Origin of the sequence: Flavobacterium aerium, from assembly GCF_030766725.1 — a bacterium.
Classification (GTDB): Bacteria; Bacteroidota; Bacteroidia; order Flavobacteriales; family Flavobacteriaceae; genus Flavobacterium; species Flavobacterium aerium.
The window spans coordinates 25,436-51,621 of the sequence record NZ_JARQWR010000009.1 but is presented as its reverse complement, the minus strand read 5'-3'; the positions used below and the strand labels follow the sequence as shown (position 1 = coordinate 51,621).

The 26,186-nt window shown below is 32.0% G+C and carries 30 protein-coding genes; 6 read left to right on the top strand and 24 right to left on the bottom strand.

Annotated features, from left to right (window positions below):
* Positions 1–15: 15 nt before the first annotated feature.
* A complete protein-coding gene (locus tag P6733_RS12985) occupies positions 16–459 on the bottom strand; it encodes a nucleoside deaminase (RefSeq protein WP_306353469.1) in 444 nt (147 codons plus the stop codon).
* Between the two features lie 164 nt (positions 460–623).
* Here P6733_RS12985 and P6733_RS12980 point away from each other — a divergent pair, with 164 nt between their 5' ends.
* Complete coding sequence (locus P6733_RS12980) at positions 624–2,399, top strand: 1-deoxy-D-xylulose-5-phosphate synthase (RefSeq protein ID WP_306353331.1); 1,776 nt, start codon at positions 624–626, stop codon at positions 2,397–2,399.
* Between the two features lie 34 nt (positions 2,400–2,433).
* A complete protein-coding gene (locus P6733_RS12975) occupies positions 2,434–3,384 on the top strand; it encodes a DUF3078 domain-containing protein (RefSeq protein ID WP_306353330.1) in 951 nt (316 codons plus the stop codon).
* 61 nt (positions 3,385–3,445) lie between these two features.
* Here the strand turns inward: P6733_RS12975 and P6733_RS12970 are convergent, their stop codons facing one another.
* The 8 genes from P6733_RS12970 to P6733_RS12935 all read right to left on the bottom strand — a co-directional run bounded on the left by P6733_RS12970 (position 3,446) and on the right by P6733_RS12935 (position 13,818).
* The gene (locus P6733_RS12970) at positions 3,446–6,094 is read right to left on the bottom strand and encodes a T9SS-dependent M36 family metallopeptidase (RefSeq protein ID WP_306353329.1); all 2,649 of its coding nucleotides are present in this window, start codon (positions 6,092–6,094) and stop codon (positions 3,446–3,448) included.
* A gap of 188 nt (positions 6,095–6,282) precedes the next feature.
* On the bottom strand, positions 6,283–6,771 hold the full coding sequence (locus P6733_RS12965; RefSeq protein ID WP_306353328.1) for an SMI1/KNR4 family protein: 489 nt from the start codon (positions 6,769–6,771) through the stop codon (positions 6,283–6,285).
* A gap of 13 nt (positions 6,772–6,784) precedes the next feature.
* On the bottom strand, positions 6,785–8,128 hold the full coding sequence (locus P6733_RS12960; protein ID WP_306353468.1) for a deoxyguanosinetriphosphate triphosphohydrolase: 1,344 nt from the start codon (positions 8,126–8,128) through the stop codon (positions 6,785–6,787).
* Positions 8,129–8,153: 25 nt separating this feature from the next.
* On the bottom strand, positions 8,154–8,660 hold the full coding sequence (locus tag P6733_RS12955) for an RDD family protein (protein ID WP_306353327.1): 507 nt from the start codon (positions 8,658–8,660) through the stop codon (positions 8,154–8,156).
* A gap of 60 nt (positions 8,661–8,720) precedes the next feature.
* Positions 8,721–9,434 (bottom strand): AAA family ATPase, encoded by a 714-nt coding sequence (locus P6733_RS12950; protein WP_306353326.1) that lies wholly within the window; start codon positions 9,432–9,434, stop codon positions 8,721–8,723.
* A 92-nt stretch (positions 9,435–9,526) separates the two neighbouring features.
* A complete protein-coding gene (locus P6733_RS12945; RefSeq protein WP_306353325.1) occupies positions 9,527–11,896 on the bottom strand; it encodes a ribonucleoside-diphosphate reductase subunit alpha in 2,370 nt (789 codons plus the stop codon).
* A gap of 101 nt (positions 11,897–11,997) precedes the next feature.
* Entirely contained in the window at positions 11,998–12,975 is a 978-nt protein-coding gene (locus P6733_RS12940) for a ribonucleotide-diphosphate reductase subunit beta (protein ID WP_306353324.1), read from the bottom strand.
* A gap of 276 nt (positions 12,976–13,251) precedes the next feature.
* Positions 13,252–13,818, bottom strand: a complete 567-nt coding sequence (locus P6733_RS12935) for a DUF3109 family protein (protein ID WP_306353323.1) — start codon at positions 13,816–13,818, stop codon at positions 13,252–13,254.
* A gap of 241 nt (positions 13,819–14,059) precedes the next feature.
* Between P6733_RS12935 and P6733_RS12930 the strand changes: the two genes are divergently transcribed.
* The 3 genes from P6733_RS12930 to P6733_RS12920 are packed head-to-tail and all read left to right on the top strand — an operon-like array spanning position 14,060 to position 15,507.
* Positions 14,060–14,635 carry a MarC family protein gene (locus P6733_RS12930; RefSeq protein ID WP_306353322.1) on the top strand — a complete coding sequence of 192 codons (576 nt, stop codon included), beginning with the start codon at positions 14,060–14,062 and terminating at the stop codon, positions 14,633–14,635.
* A 59-nt stretch (positions 14,636–14,694) separates the two neighbouring features.
* Positions 14,695–14,895, top strand: coding sequence for a hypothetical protein (locus P6733_RS12925; protein ID WP_306353321.1), 201 nt, complete (start codon positions 14,695–14,697; stop codon positions 14,893–14,895).
* Positions 14,896–14,898: 3 nt separating this feature from the next.
* Entirely contained in the window at positions 14,899–15,507 is a 609-nt protein-coding gene (locus tag P6733_RS12920; RefSeq protein ID WP_306353320.1) for an FAD-dependent oxidoreductase, read from the top strand.
* Positions 15,508–15,572: 65 nt separating this feature from the next.
* Here P6733_RS12920 and P6733_RS12915 read toward each other — a convergent pair whose 3' ends face one another.
* The 3 genes from P6733_RS12915 to P6733_RS12905 all read right to left on the bottom strand — a co-directional run bounded on the left by P6733_RS12915 (position 15,573) and on the right by P6733_RS12905 (position 18,249).
* Positions 15,573–17,150: a S41 family peptidase gene (locus tag P6733_RS12915; protein WP_306353319.1), complete on the bottom strand. Its 1,578-nt coding sequence runs from the start codon at positions 17,148–17,150 to the stop codon at positions 15,573–15,575.
* A gap of 2 nt (positions 17,151–17,152) precedes the next feature.
* Positions 17,153–17,581, bottom strand: coding sequence for a deoxycytidylate deaminase (locus P6733_RS12910; RefSeq protein WP_306353318.1), 429 nt, complete (start codon positions 17,579–17,581; stop codon positions 17,153–17,155).
* An 80-nt stretch (positions 17,582–17,661) separates the two neighbouring features.
* Positions 17,662–18,249: a HupE/UreJ family protein gene (locus P6733_RS12905; protein WP_306353317.1), complete on the bottom strand. Its 588-nt coding sequence runs from the start codon at positions 18,247–18,249 to the stop codon at positions 17,662–17,664.
* 182 nt (positions 18,250–18,431) lie between these two features.
* Here P6733_RS12905 and P6733_RS12900 point away from each other — a divergent pair, with 182 nt between their 5' ends.
* Positions 18,432–18,863, top strand: coding sequence for a tellurite resistance TerB family protein (locus P6733_RS12900; protein ID WP_306353316.1), 432 nt, complete (start codon positions 18,432–18,434; stop codon positions 18,861–18,863).
* 102 nt (positions 18,864–18,965) lie between these two features.
* On the opposite strand, the gene P6733_RS12895 is transcribed toward P6733_RS12900, so the two are convergent.
* The 12 genes from P6733_RS12895 to P6733_RS12840 all read right to left on the bottom strand — a co-directional run bounded on the left by P6733_RS12895 (position 18,966) and on the right by P6733_RS12840 (position 26,173).
* Positions 18,966–19,535, bottom strand: a complete 570-nt coding sequence (locus P6733_RS12895; RefSeq protein ID WP_306353315.1) for a hypothetical protein — start codon at positions 19,533–19,535, stop codon at positions 18,966–18,968.
* Positions 19,536–19,628: 93 nt separating this feature from the next.
* The gene (locus tag P6733_RS12890) at positions 19,629–19,982 is read right to left on the bottom strand and encodes a hypothetical protein (protein ID WP_306353314.1); all 354 of its coding nucleotides are present in this window, start codon (positions 19,980–19,982) and stop codon (positions 19,629–19,631) included.
* 11 nt (positions 19,983–19,993) lie between these two features.
* The gene (locus P6733_RS12885) at positions 19,994–20,290 is read right to left on the bottom strand and encodes a hypothetical protein (protein WP_306353313.1); all 297 of its coding nucleotides are present in this window, start codon (positions 20,288–20,290) and stop codon (positions 19,994–19,996) included.
* A 78-nt stretch (positions 20,291–20,368) separates the two neighbouring features.
* Positions 20,369–20,737, bottom strand: a complete 369-nt coding sequence (locus P6733_RS12880) for a hypothetical protein (RefSeq protein ID WP_306353312.1) — start codon at positions 20,735–20,737, stop codon at positions 20,369–20,371.
* A 269-nt stretch (positions 20,738–21,006) separates the two neighbouring features.
* On the bottom strand, positions 21,007–21,513 hold the full coding sequence (locus P6733_RS12875) for a hypothetical protein (protein ID WP_306353311.1): 507 nt from the start codon (positions 21,511–21,513) through the stop codon (positions 21,007–21,009).
* Positions 21,510–22,490, bottom strand: a complete 981-nt coding sequence (locus tag P6733_RS12870) for a hypothetical protein (protein ID WP_306353310.1) — start codon at positions 22,488–22,490, stop codon at positions 21,510–21,512. Before P6733_RS12870 ends, P6733_RS12875 begins: the two co-directional genes overlap by 4 nt.
* A gap of 213 nt (positions 22,491–22,703) precedes the next feature.
* The gene (locus tag P6733_RS12865; protein WP_306353309.1) at positions 22,704–23,066 is read right to left on the bottom strand and encodes an immunity protein Imm33 domain-containing protein; all 363 of its coding nucleotides are present in this window, start codon (positions 23,064–23,066) and stop codon (positions 22,704–22,706) included.
* A gap of 20 nt (positions 23,067–23,086) precedes the next feature.
* Positions 23,087–23,521 (bottom strand): hypothetical protein, encoded by a 435-nt coding sequence (locus P6733_RS12860; protein ID WP_306353308.1) that lies wholly within the window; start codon positions 23,519–23,521, stop codon positions 23,087–23,089.
* Positions 23,522–23,673: 152 nt separating this feature from the next.
* The gene (locus P6733_RS12855) at positions 23,674–24,312 is read right to left on the bottom strand and encodes a hypothetical protein (protein WP_306353307.1); all 639 of its coding nucleotides are present in this window, start codon (positions 24,310–24,312) and stop codon (positions 23,674–23,676) included.
* Between the two features lie 26 nt (positions 24,313–24,338).
* A complete protein-coding gene (locus P6733_RS12850; protein WP_306353306.1) occupies positions 24,339–24,959 on the bottom strand; it encodes a hypothetical protein in 621 nt (206 codons plus the stop codon).
* Between the two features lie 25 nt (positions 24,960–24,984).
* Positions 24,985–25,620, bottom strand: coding sequence for a hypothetical protein (locus tag P6733_RS12845; protein WP_306353305.1), 636 nt, complete (start codon positions 25,618–25,620; stop codon positions 24,985–24,987).
* A 67-nt stretch (positions 25,621–25,687) separates the two neighbouring features.
* Positions 25,688–26,173 carry a hypothetical protein gene (locus P6733_RS12840; RefSeq protein WP_306353304.1) on the bottom strand — a complete coding sequence of 162 codons (486 nt, stop codon included), beginning with the start codon at positions 26,171–26,173 and terminating at the stop codon, positions 25,688–25,690.
* Between the last annotated feature and the right edge of the window lie 13 nt (positions 26,174–26,186).

The following is a 26,186-nucleotide window of genomic DNA, read 5'->3' as shown; positions in this document are numbered from 1 at the left end:
AAAAATTTGTTATTTTTATTTCCTTCTATTTGCGAAGAACTGTTTCATTAGCGTTCCTGCTTCTTCTTCTAAAACACCTCCAACTACTTTTGTTTTGGGATGAATTTTAGTTCCCATCGTAATAAATCCACGTTGTTCATCTCGTGCCCCATATACGATTTTGGAAATTTGACTCCAATACAGAGCTCCTGCACACATTTGGCAAGGTTCTATGGTCACATAGAGTGTACAATCCTTCAGGTATTTCCCTCCCAAATAATTGGCTGCCGCAGTAATTCCCTGCATTTCGGCGTGTGCTGTCACATCATTCAATGTTTCGGTTAAATTATGTGTTTTAGCTATTATTTTATTAGCCACAACAATTACTGCTCCTACTGGAACTTCACCACGATCAAAAGCGGCTTGCGCTTCCTGCAAGGCTTTTTTCATGAAATAGGTATCGTCAAAAATGTTTATCATCTTCACAAAAATACAATTTCAATATTTATTTTTTTATTAATTCTAATTTCTTCTTTTCTCGTTTGTTAAAAAGACCAATACATTCATTCACAATGCTAATCCTATTTTTATTTATCTCTATTTAGTAAAAACAAAATTGTAAATTTGTCGATATTCCAAAAATAATGTCGCATTCCTTACTTTCACATATTCAAAATCCTTCGGATTTAAGATTATTAAATGAAACGCAATTACCTCAATTGGCTCGTGAACTCCGTGAGTTTATTATTGATGTTGTTTCTGCAAAAGAAGGTCATCTTGGCGCTAGTCTTGGCGTTGTCGAACTAACCATCGCTTTACATTATGTATTCAATACACCCGATGATTTATTGGTTTGGGATGTTGGACATCAGGCTTACGGTCATAAGATATTAACGGAGCGAAAAAATTCATTCGATACAAATCGACAACTGAATGGAATTAGCGGTTTCCCAAAACGCAGTGAGAGTATTTATGATACTTTTGGTGTTGGTCACTCCTCTACTTCAATTTCTGCGGCCTTAGGGATGGCAATAGCTTCACTGTTAAAAGGGGATTTAGACAAACAACATATTGCTGTAATTGGCGATGCTTCTATTGCTTCAGGTATGGCGTTTGAGGGTTTAAATCATGCGGGGGTTACGGATGCCAACTTATTAGTTATTCTCAATGATAATGCAATTGGGATTGACCCGAGCGTTGGTGCTTTAAAAAACTATTTAACCGCTGTTAAAGAAGGGAAAAATCCACGAGAGAACAATATGATTAAATCGTTGAACTTTGATTATTCTGGTCCTATTGATGGTCATGATCTCCCATTGGTGATTAAAGAACTTCAACGTCTGAAAAAAATTAAAGGGCCTAAATTCCTTCATCTGATTACAACCAAAGGAAAAGGTCTACAACAAGCTGAAGAGGATCAGGTGAAATATCATGCTCCAGGAAAGTTTGATAAAATTACAGGTGAAATACTTCCAAAATCGGAAGGTCACCTGCCTCCAAAATATCAGGATGTATTTGGATTAACTATTGTTGAACTTGCGGAGCAAAATCCTAAAATAATTGGGATTACACCGGCAATGCCTTCTGGTAGTTCTTTAAAATTTATGATGGACGCTTTCCCACAAAGGGCCTTTGATGTTGGTATTGCCGAACAGCATGCCGTTACATTGGCTGCGGGTATGGCCACTCAGGGAATGATTGTTTACTGCAATATTTATTCTACATTTTTGCAGCGTGCCTATGATCAAATTATTCACGATGTTGCTTTACAAAATCTTCCTGTAATCTTTTGTCTAGATCGTGCCGGTTTAGTCGGTGAAGATGGCGCTACACATCATGGTGTGTTTGATTTGGCTTATTTGCGTTGTATTCCGAATATGATTGTTTATGCTCCACTTAATGAAATTGAATTGCGCAATATGCTTTATACCGTTCAGCTTGGTATTGATCATCCTATTGCGATACGATATCCTCGTGGGCGTGGTACAACTACCAATTGGCAATTACCTTTTCAAAAAATTGAAATGGGAAAAGCAAACCGACTTAAGGAAGGTCACAAAGTTGCCATCTTATCTACTGGAAGTATTGGAAATAATGTAATTAAAGCATTGTCAGAAACAAAAAAAAGTGAAAACTTTGCGCATTACGATTTTCCGTTTGTTAAACCTTTAGATCAAAAGATGTTAACAGAAGTTTTCAATCGCTTTGAAACGATTATAACCCTAGAAGATGGTACGGTTCGAGGTGGATTTGGTAGTGCAATTATGGAATTCAGTGCAGCGCATGAGTTCACAAATAAGATTATATCGCTTGGCATACCCGATGAGTTTATCGAGCATGGTTCAATTGATGAATTACAACATTATTGTAAAATTGACGTTAAAAATTTAGTTGCTATTTTTTCTAACTTAGAAAGTTAGCTTTCACCATATTACATTAAATTATTATTTTATTATGAAGTTTTTTTCTTTTTTTATTGGGTTATTTTTCATCACAATATCACAAAGTTCTTATTCTCAAGTTATAATTAAGACTAGTACTCCCGATACTATTTCTCATTGGGAAAAAAAGGATCAAATTGGTCTGGACTTGAGTGAAATTGCTTTTGTAAACTGGAGTGTGGGGGGTAACAGTTCTGTATCTGGATTATTAAAAGGGAAATTTTCAAGAAAATACGAACGTGAGAACGTAACTTGGTATAATGAGCTTTTATTTCGATATGGTATCAATAAACAAGAGGGTCGCGAACTTAGAAAAACGGATGATGCGATTCAGATCAACTCTACTTTTGGGTATCGAAATGATACAATTTCTAAGTGGTATCATAGTGCGAAATTCAATTTCAATACGCAATTTACAAATGGTTATTCCTATCCGAATACAGATATAGCAATCTCTAAGCCTTTTTCTCCTGCTTATGTGTTTTTAGGAGTCGGTGCTGAATATATAGATAAAGAAAACAAGCTTAACTTCTATCTATCTCCATTAACCCAAAAAACAACATTAGTTTTTGATGAACGTTTGGCGGATCAGGGAGCTTTTGGGGTTAACAAAGCCATCTATGATGCTGATGGAAACATGATTCGACCGGGTAAACGTTCCCGTACGGAAGTTGGTATATTATTAACCAATCATTGGAAAACGGAAGTTTATAAGAATATTAATTTTGAAAACCGATTGAGCCTTTATTCTGATTATATAAATCGTTTTGGAAATATTGATGTGGACTGGCAGGCACAATTGGATTTTGTGGTCAACGAATATGTACGAGCAAATATTGGTGTTCATATGATTTATGATGATGATATTAAAGCAAAAGAAGAGATCGATGGTAAACAAGTAACCGTAGGTCCAAAATTACAGTTGAAACAAACATTGGGCATTGGTTTACTTTATGCCTTCTAACATAAAATAAAAAAAGGGCTGTCTAAATTTAGACAGCCCTTTTTATTTCTTCATTTTTTATTTAGTTCAAGATAATCTTTTTTGAATAATTCAATTGGTCACCTGTTACTTGTAGAATATACATTCCCGTTTGCAAATGCCCTATATTGATTGATTTCTCTCCATTAAATTGTGATTCTTTCTCTGTATAAACTACTCTTCCATTTAAGTCTACAATCTGTATGTTTAGTTTCCCAACAAATTGGTTGATATAAACATTAATTAATCCTTTGGTAGGATTTGGATATACTTTAATCATTCCTTGTTCCTCAAAGTAATTAACGGATAGAGTACAATTAGGTCCAGCTGCAGGTTGTGTAAAGTCTTCTACTTGATCTTCAATGTTATTTGCCGAGCCAGATGAAGCATTAACTCCAAGGCCTCTACGAGCAAATGCTGCCCATATCATACAATAATTCTCTCCTCCAGTGGTTGCTTGATCTGCTGCTATTAACGCATTTCTACCATCTATAAATGATGGGCTGCAAGGTTGTAGTTTTAACCCATCAATAACCAGCTGTAATATTTTATTATTTCCTCCTGTACCGGAATAGATACTTGCATCGAATCCATATTTATCAATATAATCCCATGTTAAATCCCATAATACGGATGCCCAAACTGTTCCAACGGCATGTACATCCACACGTTTTATACCATCTTCATCAAAATAGGTATAATTGTTTGTTGCTGCAAATGTCAATGGATTGATAGCCATATCGGGCGAGTAACGATATTGTCGTATTCCTCTTCCGCTAATTGCTTCGCTTCGAACAAATGTTCCAATACCTTTTGCATCTGCACGGGTATCACCTGTTTTCATTTGTAGCATTAAAGCAAAAAAATCAGACCATCCTTCTCCCATTTGCTCTGCATTTCTCAAACATGATACATTGATTCCTCCTCCTGTAAGTCTTGTAGAAATACCATGCCCGTATTCATGAGCAATAATTCCATTATCAAAATCTCCATCGGCGTTTACAAAATCAACTACTGGAACCTGAAAAGATCCATTTACCGTTTGTAGTTTAATTTGTGCAATTAATGCTTCTCCAATTTCTTGGGTTACACTCATTGCCGGAATTGTTATACTTGCATCTGCTCCAGACATTCCAAATGCTCCGTCTTGATTATTTACGACAATTACCCCAACTGCTCCGGCTTGTTGTGCAAACTTTACTTTTACAGTAAAACTACAGTCACCTCTTCGTAGTATGGCTATTTTTCCATTAATCTCACTTGCATTAACTGGCGGTGTACAGGCTAATGATCCATCGTCTACAGCATTTAGATTGTCTTTGTACAATACAATATTTGAAGTCAATATTTGTGGTACCGTTGGTAAGGGTACATTTCCAGGGCTAAACGAATTGTCTCTCCCTACATAGGATCCTGCAATAGTTGCAGGTGAATTAATAATTAATGGGTATATCGCTGGTGGTTGATTCCATAAATACATTTGCATTCTTGGGCTAAATCCATCCGATGGTGTAGCAAAATTGGCATTATTAAGTCTTTCTCCGTCTTGAGACTGAGCTGCAACTGCATCTCCTGAGCTAGTTACTGTTCCACCTCTATTGTAGTTGTTTTGTTGAAAATTTGCATTTGCTTCATCAAACCCATATTGATACATAATATCGTGCATGATGTTATTCATATAAAACAGATTGGTTGTTGCTGCATCTGTATACGTTTCGGCTCCAACAGTATTTCCTCCGTATGCAAAATCAAACATCAATGAAGCTCCTCCATTTGGGCTTTCTCCTATTGTGCTATTATCTCCGTCTTGGTCTTCATAAGCCCACACATTATTTCCTCTCGTAATAGTATGTTCTGCGCCTAATGCACCATTTGTATCATGCCAACCATAAGGTGATGCTGTTAGATCGTGTGCATTACTGATTAACGTTCTGTTTCCATGGTTTGGACTTTCAATATTGTAATGTAATACTCGGTAGGCTCCAGATTGTATATCGGCCCATGCAGATGTATCTTTAAAACCTTTTTTATTAAAATAGAAGGATGGTGCATGTTCAGCATGGCCTTCATGATCAAAATTACAACTGATTACTAAATCGTCTTGCGCTAAAACATTGCCATTTACAGCATCCAGTCTGATATTCCACATGTGTTGACCATTAGGAGTATTGATAGTATATTCCCATGCTAATCGTAATTTTTCTCCAACAGGTTGAAAAACTAGCTTCGCTAAAACAGGTTCTTTTAAAGATAAACCACTGCTGATTACAAAAGAGTATTGGTTTTTTGTTTCTTCTATTTCGAAGGCTTTTGTTGCTACAATTTTGAAATGATTGTACGCTTTAGTTAAACCATCCAGAACAGTAATCTGAGGAGTTGTTGTATTAACTTTCTGAGCTACTTTATCAATCCATCTATTTCCAAGATTAATTACTTTTCCTTCTTTCACAGAGAAATTAGATACCGTACCGAATATTTCTATTCCTTGGTACCGTTGTACAACATAGTAGTTGGATATTTTTGTACTCTTTGAACTTCCTTCGCTTTCAACAAACCAGTCTGAAATGTCTGATTTTGTTAAACCTAATTTAGCATAATTTTGATTTAGGTATGCTTCTACTTTTTCGTTCTTTGATTGTGAAAATCCAACCAAATAGGATAGAAAAAGTACCCCTAGGGTAATTTTTTTCATAGCGTAATTAATAGTATTAAGTTTTAATTGGGGATGCGCAAATCTATCGAAAAAGTTTCTCATTTCAATGTAGTTCAGTTCATTAAAATTATTTTCGATTACCCGAAATATAAAAAAGCCTGTACTATGGGTGGTACAGGCTTTCTAGATTTTAATAATCTGCTAGGATGATACTATTTTATATTCTTTTATTCTTCTTCAAATTCATTTTCATCGATTAGTTCGATAATAAAACTACCGAAATTGGTTCCAACCTGTACTTCTGCTTTGGCTTGATTTTCTGCTGGGCTTAATTCTTCATAAAAACTATCGGTAGCGAAGAAACTAATTGCTCCAGTAATAAGATTCAAACAGAAAAAATTCCCTCCCCAATCATTCGCAAATGGTAATAAGTGTATTGGGATAACTTGTTTCTCCAACATCAATTTATAGGTTGAAAGTATAGAGGGTACACTAGAGTCATTTTCTTTTGCCATTGCTTTAAAAGCTGCAATTTCCATTGGTTCAAACATTGTCTCGTTATAACAATATGTTCGTTCTGGAATCCCTCCATTGTATTTTAAATAATGTACTCGAAAGGATGCTGGTAATTCATATCCTATCTCTTTTTCCAAATAATCAATATCTGTAGTATGGATTGCTTCTTCACAATCAAAAAACACATTTTCTGTTGTCATGTTACACTAAATTTTAGCTCTTGTTTCCTATTATAGTTTTGTAATACAATAATGCCTGTCCATCTGTGAGCATGGATACAAAATGACAAATATGAAGTAATCGTTCGTATAATGTTTCTTTGGGTATATGATATTTCTCTGGCAATAGCTTCATCAATAACTGATCGTAATTTGTTGCTTTACCTTCAAAATCATTATTGAAAGCCATACTGAATTTTTCCAACAGGGTTGCTATAACTCTATATCCTGTTATCTCTTTTTCTATTACTTCCTGACTTTGATAAATGTTTCGAACACTCAGGTTGATAATATCATTCATCTGTGCCATGTATTTACTCTTCGAAGTAATGGAATGATGGAAAGTTCCTTCTAGAATTGCTTTTTCATTTTCTACAAATACTTTAACAGCATCACTAATCAGACTTCCAATCGCCACTGCTCTTAAGTAGCTTATTCGGTCTTCTTTGGTTGTTAATGTTTTGTATTTCTTGACATCGATAGAGTCTTTCACTAAATTAATCAGGTATTCTAAAGCAAATTCTTCTTGGACTAATCCTAAATTAATTCCATCTTCAAAGTCAATAATTGTATAACAGATATCATCGGCTGCTTCAACCAAAAAAGCCAAAGGGTGTCTTTGGAATCCAATGTCTTCTCCTGATTTATTTGGGATCAATCCCATTTCTTTTGCTATTTCATCAAAGAATTTTTTATCGGTTTGAAAGAAACCATATTTTTTGTCTGATATATTATTGGTTGGTTTTTTAGGTAAGGATTCTTTTGGGTATTTCATGAATGCACCTAAAGTAGCATATGAAATTCGCAATCCTCCTTCTATTCCTGGACGGGAAGCGGTAAGCACGCTAAATCCGTTTGCGTTTCCTTCAAAATCAATTAAATCTTGCCATTCTTTTTCTGACAATTGATCTTTGTAATGACGTCCTTTTCCATTTTTAAAAAACTCGCCTATTGCTTTTTCTCCCGAATGACCAAAGGGTGGGTTTCCTATATCATGGGCTAACGAAGCTGCCGCTACAATAGCTCCAAAATCATTCATATGGTATCCATGTACTTCTTGAAGATAGGGATATTTCTCTATGATTTTTTTCCCAACTAATCTTCCTAATGAACGACCTACAACCGAAACTTCTAAGCTATGTGTTAACCTAGTGTGTACGAAATCTGTCTTAGAAAGAGGAATTACTTGTGTCTTATCTTGTAAGCTACGAAATGCTGCCGAGAAGATAATACGGTCGTAATCTACTTCAAATCCCAAACGGGTATCGTCTTGTTCTTTTCGTAATCTTTTATTGGTATCTCCTTGACGTTTTAAGGATAGTAATTGCTCCCAGTGCATCATCTTTTTAGTATCTTAGATTGTATTAATTTTGTTTTTCAATTCCTATTTCATGAAATTCTTCATTGAATTTTCTCTTGGATTCAAATTCTTTTGCATTCACAACATAGGTTTTAGAAATTGAATCATGCCATCCTCTTGCTGAAAGCAAAAAAGTAAGTGTTTCAAATGGAATGCATCTTGACACTGTTCTATAAAAAACAGCGGTCTTTGTCGGTTTACTTCCATCTTCCATCACCACTTTTGTTCCTGTGATGTATTTACCAATGGAACGTGATGTTAATGTTTCAAAAATCATGTAATATAAAAATGCTACAGGAATTCCGAATATATAATCTGCCATATCGCCCGTATTCTCTACAAATCCTAATATTGCAGTGGCGTAGTCTGGATTAATTATTGCAATTATAAAAACTATTCCAAAGAGTAAAACAAATAATAACAGCATTAGCACAGTATAGTCAATAACCATATTTATGGCTCGTGTTCCTTTGTTTGCCTCTGTAGATTTTACACTATCCTCTATTGACATTTCTTTTTTATTTTGATAAATATACATCCATTTTATTTAATGGATTCGTTCTTATTTGTACTATTTATTCTTGTTCTGTTTCTCTATTTCCGCTTGGATAATCTTATGTTTCACTTCTTTGAAAACATTGACTTGTGCTTCCGCAAAAGAAATATCATACAGTCTATTTATATTCCGGTATTCAGCAGGATATTTCTTCAAAAGCTTCTCGTAATAGACATCTAGGATTTCTTTTGTAGGTGCCTTAAATTCTAAGCGTAATTCAAATCGTCTAATCAATGCTTCATCAATCATATTAATTTGATTTGTTGCGGCAATTAGAATTGATTTTTTAGGAAAACTGTCTATCAACTGAAGCATGGTATTGACCACACGTTTCATCTCCCCACTGTCTTTGTTATCGTAATCTCTGATTTGTCCTAAGGAATCAAATTCATCAAAAAAGAGTACTGAGCTTTCATAGTTTACTTCCTTAAATAATCCTTCTATATTTTTTGCTGTTTCTCCTAGTTTTGAGGAGACGATGCTCGCAAGATTCACAATGATTATTTTCTTATCTAGTTCTTTTGCAATTGCTTTTGCAGTCATGGTTTTACCGCATCCGGTTTTGCCATACAAGAGCATTTTATTTCCAACTGGTAAATCATATTGCGCCAGAATTTCACGAAACTGATATTCTTTTAGGAATTGATTAATTTCATGTCCTACTTGTTCATCATATATCACATCGGCTATATGTACAGGATTTCGGTCGGTAAAATATAAGGCACTCATGAGCTTCTTTATTCAATTAAATTATTTAGTTCAAAGCTATAAAAAAAGGGAAGTATATCGCTTCCCTTTTTTTATAATATATATTCTTTATGTTATGATCCACACATTTCGCAATCATCTGGTTCTGCTGCTTGTGCTTTCAGTAACATTGCTTTGAAATCTTCTACAGCAATTGGCGCGTCTTCTACTTTCTTGTCATTATTTAAAGTGAACTTGATTGCATCTACTGCGCTCTTCGTTCTTAAATAGTACATCCCCGTTTTTAATCCTGACTGCCATGCATAAAAATGCATTGAAGTAAGTTTCGCAAAGTTTGCATTTTCCATGAATAGATTCAATGATTGAGATTGATCAATGAAATATCCTCTTTGACGGGACATATCAATAATATCTTTCATACTCATCTCCCAAACTGTTTTATACAGTTCTTTAATGTCTAATGGAATATTTGTGATGTGTTGAATTGATCCATTTGCTCTCATGATCTCTTGTTTCAATTCTTCATTCCATAATCCTCTTTCTACAAGGTCTTCTAGTAAATGTTTATTTACTACAATGAACTCTCCAGATAATACTCTTCTTGTATAAATATTTGAAGTGTACGGTTCAAAAGCTTCATTGTTTCCTAGAATTTGAGAAGTGGAAGCGGTTGGCATAGGTGCTACTAACAATGAGTTGCGTACCCCGTGCTCCATTACTTCTTTTCTCAATGAAGTCCAGTCCCAACGTCCGCTTAAATCGCCATCGTTTAATCCCCAAAGATTAAACTGGAATTCTCCTTGTGAAATTGGTGATCCTGCAAAAGTTGAATATGGTCCTTCTTCTTTAGCCATTTCCATCGATGCAGTTACTGCCGCGAAGTATAATGTTTCGAAAATTTCTTGATTCAGTTTTTTTGCTTCGTCACTGGTGAATGGTAAACGCAATAGAATAAAGGCATCTGCTAATCCTTGCACCCCTAATCCTACTGGACGGTGACGCATATTAGAGTTTTCTGCTTCTTTTACTGGATAGTAATTTCTATCTATTACTTTATTCAAATTACGGGTAACACGTTTGGTTACATCGTAAAGGTTTTCGTGATTGAATGCACCATTCTCCACAAACATTGGTAAAGATATTGAGGCTAAATTACACACTGCAATTTCGTCTGCAGAAGTATATTCCAGAATCTCAGTACATAAGTTTGAAGATCGGATTGTTCCTAAATTCTTTTGGTTTGATTTTCTATTTGCAGCATCTTTATACAGCATATAGGGTGTTCCTGTCTCTACTTGTGATTCAAGAATTTTTTCCCAAACGTCGCGTGCTTTAATGGTTTTTCTTCCTTTTCCAGCTGCTTCATATGCTAGGTACATTGCTTCAAATTCTTCTCCATATACATCGTATAATCCCGGACATTCGTTAGGACACATTAATGTCCATGTTGAATCTTCTTGTACACGTTTCATGAATAGATCTGAAACCCACATTCCTAAGAACAAATCTCTGGCTCTCATTTCTTCTTTTCCGTGGTTTTTTCTCAAATCCAAGAAATCAAAGATATCAGCATGCCATGTTTCTATATAAATTGCAAAGCTTCCTTTTCTTTTTCCACCACCTTGATCTACATAACGGGCTGTGTCATTGAATACACGTAACATTGGTACAATTCCATTTGATGTACCATTTGTTCCTCTAATGTATGATCCTGTCGCTCTAACATTATGAATTGATAATCCAATTCCTCCTGCTGACTGGGAAATTTTTGCGGTTTGCTTTAATGTATCGTAAATTCCATCAATACTATCATCTTGCATTGCCAATAGGAAGCATGATGACATTTGAGGTTTTGGTGTTCCTGAATTGAAAAGAGTAGGTGTTGCATGCGTAAAGAATTTCTTTGACATCAATTCATACGTTTCAACTGCTGCTTCTAAATCATTTAAATGGATTCCGATGGCAACACGCATTAACATATGTTGTGGACGTTCTGCTATTTTTCCATTTATTCTCAATAAATAAGAGCGCTCTAATGTTTTAAATCCGAAGTAGTCGTAATTAAAATCTCTGTTATAGATAATTGTAGAGTCTAAGAATGTACTATTATCCATAATCACCTGATGTACTTCTTCAGAAAGTAAAGGTGCTTCTTGCCCTGTTCTTGGGTTCACGTAATTAAACATGTCCGTCATAGTCTCAGAGAAAGACTTTTTGGTGTTTTTATGCAAGTTTGAAACTGCGATACGCGCTGCCAATTGTGCATAATCTGGATGAGAAATAGTCATTGACGCTGCTGTTTCGGCAGCTAGATTATCTAATTCAGAAGTTGTTACACCATCATATAATCCTTCGATTACACGCATTGCTACTTTTACTGGATCAACAAGATCGTTTAAACCGTAGCATAATTTTTTTACTCTATCCGTAATCTTATCAAACATTACTGGCTCTCTATGGCCATCTCTTTTTACTACAAACATAAGGTTACAAATTTTAAAAGTTCAACATCGTTACGATGAAAAAGTTATTTTATCAAGCATTTTTAAAGTCTTTATCAGACTACACATCTACTTGTGTTCCATTAAAAATCAGCATCAAAGCTAATTTTCTGAGAATCAACATCGGGATTTAATACGCCTGATTTTTGATACTCAGACACTCTTTTTTCAAAGAAATTTGTTTTTCCTTGAAGCGAAATCATATCCATAAAATCAAATGGATTTGTTGAATTGTATTCTCTCTCACAACCTAATTCTACTAATAGTCTATCTGTTACAAATTCTAGATATTGTGTCATCAAGACTGCATTCATACCAATTAAACTTACGGGTAACGATTCCGTCACAAATTCGCGTTCAATATTTAATGCATCAGTAATAATTTTTCTAATACGATCCTTTGGAACTTTATTCACTAGGTGATGATTGTGTAGGTGTACTGCAAAATCACAGTGTACTCCTTCATCACGGGAGATTAATTCATTTGAAAAAGTTAACCCTGGCATTAGTCCTCTTTTTTTCAACCAATAAATTGAACAGAATGCCCCTGAGAAGAAGATTCCTTCTACTGCTGCAAAGGCAATTAGACGTTCTGCAAAAGAATCGGATTCGATCCATTGTAATGCCCAGTCTGCTTTTTTCTTAATTGCTGGAAAAACATCAATTGCGGTGAACAATTGGTTTTTTTCATTTTCATCTTTTACATAGGTGTCTATTAATAGTGAATAGGTTTCACTATGAATATTCTCCATCATGATCTGAAAACCGTAGAAAAATTTTGCTTCAGCATATTGTACTTCATTCACGAAGTTTTCTGCTAAATTTTCATTTACGATTCCGTCTGAAGCAGCAAAAAAAGCTAGAATATGTTTTATAAAGTAACGTTCTTCTTCATTTAGTTTATTGTTCCAATCTGACAAATCTTGGTGCAAATCAATTTCTTCTGCAGTCCAAAAGCTTGCTTCCATTTTCTTGTACCATTCCCATATATCATGGTGTTTGATAGGAAAAATAACAAATCGATTTTTATTTTCTTGTAAAATTGGTTCAATTTCTGACATATTCTTCTGACTTTTACTGTATTATGAATTATTCTTTTGAATGCAAATTATTGGATTCTCAGAGACACAAAGGTTGTGATTTCTTATGGCATTTGAAAGCCAAACTTATCCACAATTGCCCCGAGTTTTTAACAATGTATTTTTTCTTATAGTATTTTTCTGAAAAAAATAAATATCTGATTTTCAATTTATTAAAATTAAAAAAACGCGACACCTACTGTAAAACGTGGGATGTTTATTTCAGCAAAAACAACAAAATAATTCAGATTTTATTGTTTATTTTTTCATTTCTTGAGCTACTTTTTCGAGCTCCATATACCAGTCTTCCCCGAATCTTCTAACCAAGGCTTCTTTTACAAATTTGTACACTGGAACTTCTAGTTCTTTTCCTAACGAACATGCATCATCACAAATATCCCAACGGTCATAATTCACCGCTGCAAAATCTGAAAAATCTTTTATTCGTATCGGGTACAAATGGCAGGAAACTGGTTTTTTCCAATCTACGAGACCTTGATTATAGGCTTGTTCGATTCCACATAACGCTGTTTTCTTATCAAAAATTACATATGCACAATCTTTCCCTCCAATCAACGGTGTTTCGAGATCACCATCGGTTCCAACAATAGAAGTTCCTTGAGCTTCAATAGCTTCAATTCCTTCTTTTCTTAGAAAGGGTTTCACTTTAGGATAAATCGCAGCTAATATTTTTGTTTCTTCTTCGTTTAAAGGCGCTCCTGCATCTCCATCAACACAGCATGCTCCTTTGCAAGCTGAAAGATTGCAAACGAATTCTTTTTCTAAAATATCTTCTGAAACTATGGTTTTTCCTAATTGAAACATGCTGCAAAGATACTTCGATTTATCGAAATAAAAAGGGCTTAAATCCCAAAATGAATAATTCTGAAATTCAGTCTTACAAAAGACCTTACATTTTAATTTTTTTAAGTAATTTGGTCTCAATTCTTTACAAGAATAACAGAGTGAGTAAGTTGTGACAAAATAGCGACTTAAAATTAACTATTTATTGGCTAAAATTCTTTGAAAAAAGAATACTTTTGCGCCTCAAAAAAAAAACGAAAATATGGGAATAGATTGGAGAGAAATTTTTACCGCTGGGATGATTCTTTTTGCTGTAATTGATATTATCGGAAGTATTCCTATTATAGTTGATCTACGTTCTCGTGTAGGTCATATTCAATCTGAGAAAGCGTCTATTGTGGCGGCTATCATTATGATTTCTTTCTTATTTGTTGGAGAAGAAATTTTAAAATTAATCGGTATTGACGTAAATTCATTTGCTGTTGCCGGTTCATTTGTTTTATTTTTTCTAGCTCTTGAAATGATTTTAGGCATTCGTTTATATCGTGACGAAGAAGCAAATACGGCTTCTATCGTTCCTATTGCCTTCCCTCTTATTGCAGGAGCCGGAACGATGACTACTTTATTATCATTACGTGCTGAGTTTCAAACAATCAATATCATATTTGCTATTGCAATCAATATTATTCTCGTTTATATCGTATTGAAGTCGTCGGCTTTAATTGAGCGAAAAATGGGAAAAAATGGATTGGCTGTTGTTCGAAAAATTTTCGGAGTAGTCCTATTGGCTATTGCTGTTAAATTATTCGCTGCAAACGTTAAAGATTTGTTCATATAGCGAACATTCCATAATTTCACACCAAACAAAATTTACAGAAATTTCTATCCCCTTTTATCATGAAAGTCTTTACTTACATATTAATAGCATTAGCATTAGGATTAATTGTCTTTAATATTACCTTATTGGATTTAGACAAACCTTTTGAAGGAGAGAGTCTAGTTGCTTTAATCGGTATATTTGCTTCATTTTGCGCTGTTTTCATCTTATTAATTTTTAGAATGTCTAAATTAATTGATGAGAAAATAAAAAATCAATAGTTTATGTTTGATGTATTAATTATCGGTGGCGGAGTATCTTCAATGTCCTGCGCCTTAGTCCTAGGATCTGCTCATAATAAAGCATTCGTTGCTGACAAAAAAATCGGTATTTTCACGCATCAAAAAGCTTCTTCCTTACAGGATGCTTTATTTAATAATGCTTACGGCATTGCTCCAGGAACTACTGGCGCTCAACTTTTATCCGATAGCATCCAACATTTATCGGACACCTATCCTCAAATCGAACAAATTCCAGACGAGAAAGTAATGACTGTAGAAGGTTCTTACCCTCACTTTACCGTTATCACAAACAAGGGATCGTATTCTACAAAAATGATTGTAGTAGGTATTGGTGCTTCTAATAGTTTTGCGATTGAAGGTTTAATGCAGTATGTAACTCCTCACCTGAAGTCTATTCCTGAAAAACAAAGAATACAGCTTACGAATGTTGATCATAAAGTAGCTGAAGGTATTTATGTAATTGGTACTTTGGCTGGATGGAGAAGTCAATTGGCTATCGCTGCTGGTAGTGGTGCTTCTGTGGCAACTGATATTCTTACAGAATGGAATAACGGTACTCAATCTCATGCGCACGATAGCATCAGAAAATAATTAATTAGTCTTTATATTATTTAAACTTAGGAAAACAAGGTCGTTATTCCTGAATCGTTCTTGCCTTATACTTTTTCAGCAATAACTTTCTTAATCATAATATCTTCTTTCAAAACAATCTGATAGTAGTATTTCTCCCCATAAAGTTGTCTGGCAAATTCTGCTGTCAAGTATCTTTTCACTAAGCTTTTATTGTTGTCGATAGGCAAGGTCAACCCATTACTTCTCAAGTATTTTTTGAAACTGGTATAATAGGCATCTGTTTTTTCCATCTTCGCAAGGAATTCATCGAATGTTATCCCTTCAAAGGCTTTTCTATTTTTCTCTAATTGCTCAAAGGCAAAATAGCTCACTATTCCAGATTTCATCACAAAGATTACAGATTCATCTCCGTGTTTTCCTTCTAGTGGCACAAAAACATCTGGAACGATTCCACCGCCACCGTATACAATTTTACCTTTTGGTGTTTTAAATTGCAATGTATCGGAGATTTTAATACTATCGGCAGCATATAATTCTCCCGACTCATATCGGTGTGTAAAATCATTGAAATATTCTGCTGTTCCAGCGCTGTATGGTTTTTGAATAGATCTTCCTGTAGGTGTATAATAACGAGCAATGGTTAATCGTACAGCAGACCCGTCTCCTAATGGCATTTCGCGTTGCACTAATCCTTTACCAAAAGAACGTCGTCCTACCACAATTCCTCGGTCATTATCTTGGATGGCACCTGCTAAAATTTCACTGGCAGAAGCACTGTTTTCATTAATGAGAATCGCTACTTTTCCTGTCTCAAAAAGACCTCCGTCTTTTGCAAAAGTTTTATCTATTCTTCCGTTTTTATTTTTAGTGAAAACAATTAGTGTTTTATCTTTCAACAGGTCATCTGCAATTTTCACAGCCTGATCTAAATATCCACCACCATTGTCTCTTAAGTCGATTACAATTTCGTCTATTCCTTGAGCTTTCAGCTTTTGTAATTCGGTTTTAAACTCTTTGTAGGTTGTTTCCGCAAATCGGTTGATTTTGATATAGCCTTTGTCTTTATCGAGCATTACAGCGACATCTACACTCTTGATTGGAATTACATCTCTTTTGACTTTGACTTTAAACTTTTTATTTTCTTCTTTTCGAAAAACAGTAAGTTCGATTTCTGAATTTTTAGCTCCTTTAAGTTTATTGAACAGGCTATCGTTTGTTATTTTTTTACCATAAAGCACAGCCGAACCTGCTTGTAGGATTCGATCGCCGGGTTTAATCCCTGCTTTTTCGGATGGCCCTCCCTCAATTGGTTTAATAACGGCTAGTGTATCTTTGTACATATAGAAATTAACGCCTATTCCCACAAAGTCTCCTTTCATGCTTTCGGCAATTCCTTCTACTTCATTTGAAGCAATGTATACTGAATGTGGATCGAGTTGTCCTAAGATATTGTTTACCGTTAAGTCGATGATCGAGTCGGTATTGACGTTGTCAACGTATTCGTTTTCAATAAAATCAATCAACCGGTCTAATTTGTTCCTATGGGTATTGCCCGCAAAACCAGAAACTTTAGAAGGGTAATTAAGCATCCCTCCTATTACTATTCCTATTGCAAGTGCTGCAAAAACAATTAGTGGTAAGTATTTTTTATTGTTTTTCATCGTTATTCTAAACTAGAAATATGCTCTACTTCAACGCCTGCTTTTAATAGAAAATCAATCCCTGACGTATCTTTGTATCCCTCATGATACACAACGCGTTTTATTCCAGATTGGTGTATTAATTTACTACATTCTTTACAGGGTGAAAGTGTAATGTATAGTGTTGCTCCTTCACAGGATTGTGTTGATCTTGCAACCTTCAGTATTGCGTTTGCTTCTGCATGAAGTACATACCATTTAGTATATCCTCCATCATCTTCACAGCAGTTTTCAAATCCTGATGGTGTTCCGTTATAACCGTCTGATATAATCATGCGGTCTTTTACAATAATTGCCCCTACTTGCTTGCGTTTGCAATAGGATAGTTGTCCCCATTCTTTTGCAATGCGCAAATAGGCTTTATCGTATTTATTTAATTTTTTTATATTCATGCTTTATTCAAAGCTAAAAAATTTCAGCAAACTAAAGTAGTGTGCCTTTTGTTATAAACGAATTTATCTACGTTAATCTTTTACCAAATTTCGCTTGCTACAACCATAGGCAATACTACTCCTATAATAAAGGCTGACATGGCTAGCATCCAGTCTCTTCTCGAAAATCTAAAGAAGCTTTGCACAATGAATGATAGTATTAAAACGATGATTACTACAATGATTTGTGCCGTTTCAATTCCTAATGCAAATTCCAACAATGGCATTATTTTATCGGTTGCTGTTCCGCCTAATATTGTTTTGAAATAATTGGAAAAACCGAGTCCGTGTATTATTCCGAAAAATAGGGTAATTAATGCAGCTACACTAATACTTTCTTTCTTGGATGATTTTCCTGCCGTGAATAAATTAAATATTGCGGTTATTAATATGGTTGCTAGTATTAAAAATTCTACCAGGTTTACTTTAATAAATATTACGCCGAACACAGACAACACCAGGGCTAGGGTATGTCCAAGGGTGAATAAACTTACTAATAGTAATACTCTCTTCCAGTCTTTGAAAGCATAAGGAACGGTAAGGGCAGTTAAAAATAGTACATGATCATAGGCTTTAATATCGAGAACGTGCCTCAGGCCTATATTAAAATAAATCCAGAATTCTGACATTGGGTGTAGGTTTAAAGTATCAAATTTACAATTATTTTTGAATTTCATTATTCTATTTTGCTTATTCCCCCAATAAATCCAGATTCTCACTAAGAATTCATCATTTCTCTCTGTTGTTTTAAAGTTTACTCTAGTCTTTTTGCATATTTATGTTTATATTTATACTACTAAAAAACAATTTTATGTCTTTTTCCGATTTATTTGATAGTGGTTTTAAAGAACGTAACAGAGGGCATTTCTCTGCTATAGTTCGTGTTGCTTTGGCTGATGGTCATATTAATAATGATGAGCGACTTTTTTTGGATAAACTGGCGCAGCGTTTAGACATCTCCGTGGAGGAATACCGTGAGATTCTGGTTGATCCTTTGAAATATCCTATAAATGCTCCGTATTTATACCTTCAACGATTGGAACGTTTGTACGATTTGACCAAGATGATTTATGCCGATAATAATCTTGGCCCTAAACAAAATGATATCTTAAAACGTTTTAGTCTAGCATTAGGGTTTACGCCCGGAAATGTAGATTACATCGTAGACAAAGCTTTGTTTTTACTAGGATTAGATGTAGATCTAGATACTTTTATCTTTGAAATGCAAAACATGAATAAATAAAAAGAGCCCGATATCGGGCTCTTTTTATTTCTATCTTAATCTGTGAAGTGTTATTTAAAATGCTACTGATCTGATAATACATTATCTGGCATATCTGCATCACTATTTAACCTCAAAAGGGATCTTAAAATAAACTCTCCTTTCATCATAAACATTATGGTTGTTTATTTTTTCAGGCACTTTCTTAAACTCAATTATATATCCTCCAATCATTTTAGTGCCTTTGTTTCTAAAACTTTGATTAAATTCGAGCTTATTATCAACAAAGTATAAAGTATCCAAGCGAATCTTTGCAAGATTACAAAAATTATCGTCTATATTTTTGTTACCTAAAAGTAAAACACTAATAGAATTTTTCATAAAAGGTTTATATTTTATGATTATTCTTGAATTCTCATCGGATTTAAGAATACTTTTTTCAACAGATATTTTATAAAAATTACTTTTTCCAAATAATGTATCCATATTATTCTTAAAATACCACCCTTGATTTAAGTACTGTGTTCCACATAAATTTATGTATTCCAATACTTTGTCTAATTCTCCATTCTTTTTATAGAATTTATATTTACCATTTTTAATTTTGGCATCGGAGATGTTTTGTATGTCATCATTTTTGTCTTCTTTACACGAAGAGACACAAAGCATAAGTAATAAAAGATATTTAGTCATGTCGTATTTCCGTTAACTTTTAAATTTATATTTTTCTTTGTCAATTCGCTTTGTGTTCACGAGCAAGATGCTCGCGCCAGCAGGGGGTAAACATCACTTGATAACTGGGAAGTATTTAGCCACTGGAAATTCCTCTTCATTATATATTCCTTTCCAATAATCTATAATGTCCAAAAATGGCTTCCTTGAGTTACTGACAACAAAATTCACAAATAAATTAGTTGTGGTGTTATCTTCTTTATGTTCTAATATTAGGTCATTAAAAGATGCTACAATCAATTCAAATAACTCAAACTGAATATTGGTAGGGAATTCATTATTTTTATTAAAATAATTTATGAATTCTTCCACCCTATCTGAACAAGAATTGATTATTCCCCAATCTTGGCGCTCATACTCTAAAAATAAATCTGTAGATATTTGTTTTAATAAAGGTTCTATTTCCATTTAATTAATTTTTAAGGGTTAAAAGAATACGCTGTTTTTACTCCTGAACCACTTGGCACAACTCTGGCGTGTGTAGCTGGCGTAAAAGTTCCATCTGGATTTACTATTCTGCCAACACCTTTAGGTATCTCAATATTTATAGCACCATTTTTTAGATTATCTAAATTATCAAAAATTAATTGCTCTGCCGCTGAGTTATTCATCCATTGTCCTTGAGCTTGCCCACTATTTTCAGCTTGTAATTGCAGTTGATTAGTATTTTCTGCCCTACGTTTTGTAAAAGTATGTCCGACTCTTTTACTATTCAAAAATTACAAATTTATATTCTCTTTCAGTTAGTTACATTGTTGATATATATAAAACACCTAATCTGATACACTACCACTTTAATTGTTAAATTCATTTTCAATTTTATTTCTTACATCATTAAATTTAGAAACAGTCTCTGGTACCTCTTCAAACAAATCATCGTGAAAATATTCTTGATAGAATTCATTTGGCCAAAAGCGTGTTGTAATATTCGTATAGGTCACTAACCAATATCTTGAAACTCTAGAATCAATTACTTCAAATAACTCAATTGGAATACTAATCAATTTATTATCTATATATATTTGCACATACATAATATTTTTTTGCATTGTAAGACCATAAACTATATATTCATCTCCAATATTCAAAAAGCCTTCCATTTTTGAGTTAATGACAGACTTCTCAACATTCTTTATTTCTAATTTTATTACTTTAACTTTCATTTGTCTTCAGCATTTGGATTATAATTAATGACAATACTTTTAGTAGTATTATCTATTTTGTTAAGTATATAATTTTTTGATTTATATTTTATTAAAATAGATTTATCTAATACTCCATTGATATGATAAAAATTTTGTTTAATAGGGTTTAATGCTAAAGTGTCATTTTTCTCCAATAAAAACACATTTATAATAGAAATTGAAATAATAGTTTAATGTTTGTCATAATGTGAATTCCTTATTAAACCTTTCCTTTTTTAATTAGCTAATTAAAATTTAAATTTTTGTTCTATTTTTCTCCCATCGAGGTATCTTATAGTTTTATAGTTCTTTTTAAAATCATATTGTATGTATACATACGGTTCCCATTCGTCTGAAAGTTTTTTAATCAACATTGTAGTTGTATCAATATGGAAATTTGGATTTTGAAAGAAAGATTTTTTTTTGTCTTCCAAATTATCTAATCCATATATTTCAAACAAGATATTATTGTATTGACCAATCAGTTTTTCTTGTTCAGATTTAATGGTAATATTATCAATAGGAATATCAAAGATAGAAACTGTTAGACCATCTGATTTTTCTTTTCTCACATAGATTTCGACAGCCTTTAATTCTCTATCAGGCTTATATTCTTTATGCTCTTTTATATAGTCTTCAAATATAATTTGTATTAATTGAGAATCATGTTTAGTTTTAGTCTTTACAGAAGTACATGAGATTACACTTAGTATTATAAAAATACTGATGATTTTCTCAATGATATATTTTTTCATTTTGTTTCTGTGTAAAGCAAACTAGATTTTCGGATATAGAAAAAACCAATATAATCATCAAAAGAAGCTAAATAATTGTTTAAAAAACAAAAGTATAATATACTGTTAATTTCTTTTTTATTTGGATCAATTTTTAGACTATATGTAGTAGTGTCAATTTTATCACCGATTATATCTAAAAATTTATCAAAACTGTTTTCTTTGTATAATAATGAAACTGTTTTATCAATCTCAAAACAATCAATTTTATCTTCGTAGCTGATATCAATTTCTTGATTTAGAGCTTTTTCTAAAAAAGCTGAAAATTCTAAGTTTTTATATTTAAATTTATGAATACCTCTTAATTCGCTCATATATACTAGTCCGATTTTATCGTCTTTACATTTTCCAAAAAGCATTATATTATTATACTGCAAAGGCAATTCATAGTTTTTTTCAGCCATTTTACTTGTTAATATTTTATCAAAAACAAATTTTTTCTCATCTTTTTGAATAAGTACAGGTGGCTCAGGTAATTTTTCATTTAATAATTCCATTGGGAATTTATGAAATTCACTACAGTCAAAATTTAATTTTTTTAATTCTATAATTGCATCAATAGCTTTCATTTGTTTGTTGTTTAAAAATGAATTATGAAATAATATCGTTTTATTATTTTTATTTAGATTCAAATTTAATTGGTATGGTTTTGCATCAACAATATCATGTAAAATTACTTCTTCTTTAAATGATGATTCTAATTCATTTTTTAGATTTAAAAAATCATTGGAATTAAAATGAGATTTATAATAATTATATTCCCCCTTTTGATTAGGGATTTCTTCACAGTAAAAAACAGAATCTTTCCTAACTTCAATACCAAAACGCAAAGCATCAGGATCCATTCCTAGGCCAGAAGTTAAAATTATCTTTTCATTATTATTTTTATTACAACTAAAGAAGACTATAATAAATGTTAGGTATATAATTTTTCGCATACTATTTTTTTGTTAAACCTAGATAAATTAATACAACCCCAATTATAATAAAACCACTTCCACCATTGTTTGAGGAGAAATACTCATATTCTTCTGTATTATAGGCGGAATGCTTTAATCCAAAAGGATAATAATGGTTTTTATCCAGTATGGTAAGAGCGTGTTTTTGCGGGTCTGAGCATTTATTTAGACAAGGATAGTATAAAAAATCAATTAAATATTCAATAAAGAATTATCTTCCCAAACATCAACATAATTTCCATCTTCAGTAATCAATACCCGTGAGCCAGGTGGTAATCCTAAATAGGGTAACATTAACGGGCACCATTCTTCAAGATGAATAGCATGTAAAGGCTTAAAAAAACCACTGTCTTCGGAATACTCCCCAGACCAAATGTACCATCCAGTAGTACCATTTATAGATGGGTGTCTTAATGCGTGAATAGGCTGTATATTTTCTTTTACACTTAAAGAAATACCTATTTTTAGGTCAAGTGAAGTGGATTCATATTTTAATCCATATTTTTCACATATATTTTTTTGAATTTCTTCTAATTTATTGTTGAGTTCTTTCATTTATAATTTTTCACAATACCTTATTTAATATCAGATACTCCTTCAAAGTTATTTTTCATTATTTGAATAGATTTTAATTCTGAACTAGTAATTTCCCAAAAAGAGGAATCTACTAATTCAATGACATATTCACATTTATGATACATTTCATTATCATCATTATAACGAATTAATTTATTAATATCCCTATCTCCAATGATTACAACTTCTAATAATTGTTCTAAATTATTAGATAATTTTATTAATTCTTGAAAACTATAAAATTGACCATTAACAGAATGATTTATAATATCTTCAACCTCTTTAATGGTTCTGTCTAATTGACCAATACCTTCAAACCATAATACTTTCCAATTATATGAAATAGGATTTTCAATGCATAATAAAATATCTTTTAATGTTACAGATAAAATCAACTCATCTTCTTTTCCTTTTATAATTATTCTATTTTTCATAATTAAAATTCTGAGCTTTTATCTTTTCCATTATTCCATATGAAGTAGCTCTTGGGATTCTGTTAATTTCAATTAATTAACAAGGAACATATTGTTGCTCTGAATAATTTTCAACAGCGAATTTTAAAATATTATTATATATTTATTATTCTTTATTTAGTACTAAATTGATGCATGCTCACTGGATCATTACATCTTTCAAGGCAAGGGTATTTATTCCGGTCTATTTCTTTACTTCTCAATCCTTTATACATACATTTAAAATCTAGATCCTGTACTTTATAATTATTTAAAAATGTTGTCGTTTTTAGGTTTTTCATATTTTGATGATTATACTTCTCCTTAAAATCAGATAAAAAACCTAAAAAATCATTAGTATCAAACCCCGCTAATCTATAACTCGCTCCAGTTTTCTGATGAACCGCGAGGATGAAAAAATTATCCATGCCAAAAGAGATATTTAAATATCTAAAATCATCATTAATAAATTTCCTATTGAAAGAAGTTCTTGCATCAGATACTTTATAAAATTTATAATCTATATCATAAAGAATTCCTTCTAAATTGTTTTCTACTTGAAGTGTATCTATTTTTAGATCAATTAAATTTTTAAAAATATTGTATAAGGAATCATTTTTTATTACAGAATGATTCATATTTCTAAAAATAGAGTTTTTTTTATTCAAAAATAACTGCATTTTAAAAACATCTTCAACATCAGTTTTTGATTGTGCATTTATAGCGTTTATGCTAAGAACGCAAATAAATAGAATAAATATTTTTTTTATCATGGTTTCATGAATTCTAATAATATTTATTAACTTATTCCCATAGGATCATTACATCTTCTAAGACAAGGGTATTTATTCCGGTCCATTTCTTTACTTCTTAATCCTTTATACATACATTTAAAATCTAGATCCTGTACTTTATAATTATTTAAAAATGTTGACGTTTTTAAATTTTTCTTATTTTGATGATTGTATTTCTCTTTAAAATCAGATAGAAAACTAAGAAAATCATTAGTATCAAAACCTGCTAATCTATAACTTGCTCCCGTTTTTTGATTAATTGCTAGAATACAATAATCTGGATCCCAACATACAATACCTATATAGTTATATTGTTGATTTATTAATTCCTTTTTATAACTAATTGTAGATTGGTGGATTTTATAGAATTTAAAATTTATATCATAGTGAAGTCCCTCTAGTTTATTAGATATTTGAAGTGTATCAATTTTCAGATTAATCAAACCTTTAAAAAGATTATATAATGAATCATTTTTGATAATTGAATTACTTTTTTTATCTATGATTACATTTCTCTTATTTAAGAATAACTGCATCTTAAAAACATCTTCAACATCAGTTTTTGATTGTGCATTTAGATTGTGCATACTAAAGCAACACGTAAATAGAATAAGTATTTTTATCATTATTTCATGAACTCTAATAGTGTTATTAACTTATTTCCATAGGATCATTACATCTTCTAAGACAAGGGTATTTATTCCGGTCCATTTCTTTACTTCTTAATCCTTTATACATACATTTAAAATCTAGATCCTGTACTTTATAATTATTTAAAAATGTTGACGTTTTTAAATTTTTCTTATTTTGATGATTGTATTTCTCTTTAAAATCAGATAGAAAACTAAGAAAATCATTTGTATCAAAACCTGTTAATCGATAAGAAGCCCCAGTTTTTTCATTAATAGCCAGAATACAATAATCTGGATCCCAACAGACTACACTTATATAGCTATTTTCATGACCAACTAATTCTTTATTATAAGAAATATTCAAATCTTTTATTTTATAAAATTTATAATTCATATCATATTGTAAGCCTTCAATATCATTGTCAATTTTAAGAGTATCAATTTTTAAACTAATTAAATTTTTAAATGATTTATATAATGAATCATTTTTAATTGCAGAATTATCACCTCTCGTGAAAATTATATTTCTCTTATTTAAGAATAACTGCATCTTAAAAACATCTTCAACATCTGTTTTTGATTGTGCTTTTAAATTGTGCATACTAAAGCAAAAAATAAATAATAAAACAAAACTTGATATAATTATATTTTTCATATTAATAAATTTTAAAAACCACTTCATTAAGAAGTGGTTTTTATTATTATAGAATTTAGTTTGGGTATTAATAAGTGTCTGATGTTATATGTGTTGTTAGTATATAACTATTACTATTATTCTGTGTTCCACTCTTTAATTTTTCAAACTTATATTCGTTGATTTCATTGCTAGATAAATCAATTTTAGACCAATTAATTAATTTTTTAAAGCCTAAATAAGTTAATTTATTATCATGATTTATTACAATTATTTTTTTTGCATCAGCTCTTTCTCCATTAGGATTCTCTATTTCAATTAAATAAAAATCATCATAAGGCAAATCTATTTTGTTTTTTTTTATATAAGAGAAAAAAGATTCTCTATTAAAAAAATCTATTTTATCATTAATAAAATGATTTAATTCATTTTCAGATAAGGTTTTTGAATTAAAATCTTCCCAATTTGTTTTTGAGAAAAATGATTCCAATGTCTTTTTATTATTTTCTTTATTTGTGTTAGTGCAACTAAAACAGAACATAACAATAATTAGAAATTTAATAATTCTTTTCATAATCTCTCTAAAA

Coding starts and splice junctions, on each gene's coding strand:
- P6733_RS12985 (WP_306353469.1), bottom strand. CDS start 459: ATGATAAACATTTTTGACGATACCTATTTCATGAAAAAAGCCTTGCAG.
- P6733_RS12980 (WP_306353331.1), top strand. CDS start 624: ATGTCGCATTCCTTACTTTCACATATTCAAAATCCTTCGGATTTAAGA.
- P6733_RS12975 (WP_306353330.1), top strand. CDS start 2,434: ATGAAGTTTTTTTCTTTTTTTATTGGGTTATTTTTCATCACAATATCA.
- P6733_RS12970 (WP_306353329.1), bottom strand. CDS start 6,094: ATGAAAAAAATTACCCTAGGGGTACTTTTTCTATCCTATTTGGTTGGA.
- P6733_RS12965 (WP_306353328.1), bottom strand. CDS start 6,771: ATGACAACAGAAAATGTGTTTTTTGATTGTGAAGAAGCAATCCATACT.
- P6733_RS12960 (WP_306353468.1), bottom strand. CDS start 8,128: ATGCACTGGGAGCAATTACTATCCTTAAAACGTCAAGGAGATACCAAT.
- P6733_RS12955 (WP_306353327.1), bottom strand. CDS start 8,660: ATGTCAATAGAGGATAGTGTAAAATCTACAGAGGCAAACAAAGGAACA.
- P6733_RS12950 (WP_306353326.1), bottom strand. CDS start 9,434: ATGAGTGCCTTATATTTTACCGACCGAAATCCTGTACATATAGCCGAT.
- P6733_RS12945 (WP_306353325.1), bottom strand. CDS start 11,896: ATGTTTGTAGTAAAAAGAGATGGCCATAGAGAGCCAGTAATGTTTGAT.
- P6733_RS12940 (WP_306353324.1), bottom strand. CDS start 12,975: ATGTCAGAAATTGAACCAATTTTACAAGAAAATAAAAATCGATTTGTT.
- P6733_RS12935 (WP_306353323.1), bottom strand. CDS start 13,818: ATGTTTCAATTAGGAAAAACCATAGTTTCAGAAGATATTTTAGAAAAA.
- P6733_RS12930 (WP_306353322.1), top strand. CDS start 14,060: ATGGGAATAGATTGGAGAGAAATTTTTACCGCTGGGATGATTCTTTTT.
- P6733_RS12925 (WP_306353321.1), top strand. CDS start 14,695: ATGAAAGTCTTTACTTACATATTAATAGCATTAGCATTAGGATTAATT.
- P6733_RS12920 (WP_306353320.1), top strand. CDS start 14,899: ATGTTTGATGTATTAATTATCGGTGGCGGAGTATCTTCAATGTCCTGC.
- P6733_RS12915 (WP_306353319.1), bottom strand. CDS start 17,150: ATGAAAAACAATAAAAAATACTTACCACTAATTGTTTTTGCAGCACTT.
- P6733_RS12910 (WP_306353318.1), bottom strand. CDS start 17,581: ATGAATATAAAAAAATTAAATAAATACGATAAAGCCTATTTGCGCATT.
- P6733_RS12905 (WP_306353317.1), bottom strand. CDS start 18,249: ATGTCAGAATTCTGGATTTATTTTAATATAGGCCTGAGGCACGTTCTC.
- P6733_RS12900 (WP_306353316.1), top strand. CDS start 18,432: ATGTCTTTTTCCGATTTATTTGATAGTGGTTTTAAAGAACGTAACAGA.
- P6733_RS12895 (WP_306353315.1), bottom strand. CDS start 19,535: ATGACTAAATATCTTTTATTACTTATGCTTTGTGTCTCTTCGTGTAAA.
- P6733_RS12890 (WP_306353314.1), bottom strand. CDS start 19,982: ATGGAAATAGAACCTTTATTAAAACAAATATCTACAGATTTATTTTTA.
- P6733_RS12880 (WP_306353312.1), bottom strand. CDS start 20,737: ATGAAAGTTAAAGTAATAAAATTAGAAATAAAGAATGTTGAGAAGTCT.
- P6733_RS12875 (WP_306353311.1), bottom strand. CDS start 21,513: ATGAAAAAATATATCATTGAGAAAATCATCAGTATTTTTATAATACTA.
- P6733_RS12870 (WP_306353310.1), bottom strand. CDS start 22,490: ATGCGAAAAATTATATACCTAACATTTATTATAGTCTTCTTTAGTTGT.
- P6733_RS12865 (WP_306353309.1), bottom strand. CDS start 23,066: ATGAAAGAACTCAACAATAAATTAGAAGAAATTCAAAAAAATATATGT.
- P6733_RS12860 (WP_306353308.1), bottom strand. CDS start 23,521: ATGAAAAATAGAATAATTATAAAAGGAAAAGAAGATGAGTTGATTTTA.
- P6733_RS12855 (WP_306353307.1), bottom strand. CDS start 24,312: ATGATAAAAAAAATATTTATTCTATTTATTTGCGTTCTTAGCATAAAC.
- P6733_RS12850 (WP_306353306.1), bottom strand. CDS start 24,959: ATGATAAAAATACTTATTCTATTTACGTGTTGCTTTAGTATGCACAAT.
- P6733_RS12845 (WP_306353305.1), bottom strand. CDS start 25,620: ATGAAAAATATAATTATATCAAGTTTTGTTTTATTATTTATTTTTTGC.
- P6733_RS12840 (WP_306353304.1), bottom strand. CDS start 26,173: ATGAAAAGAATTATTAAATTTCTAATTATTGTTATGTTCTGTTTTAGT.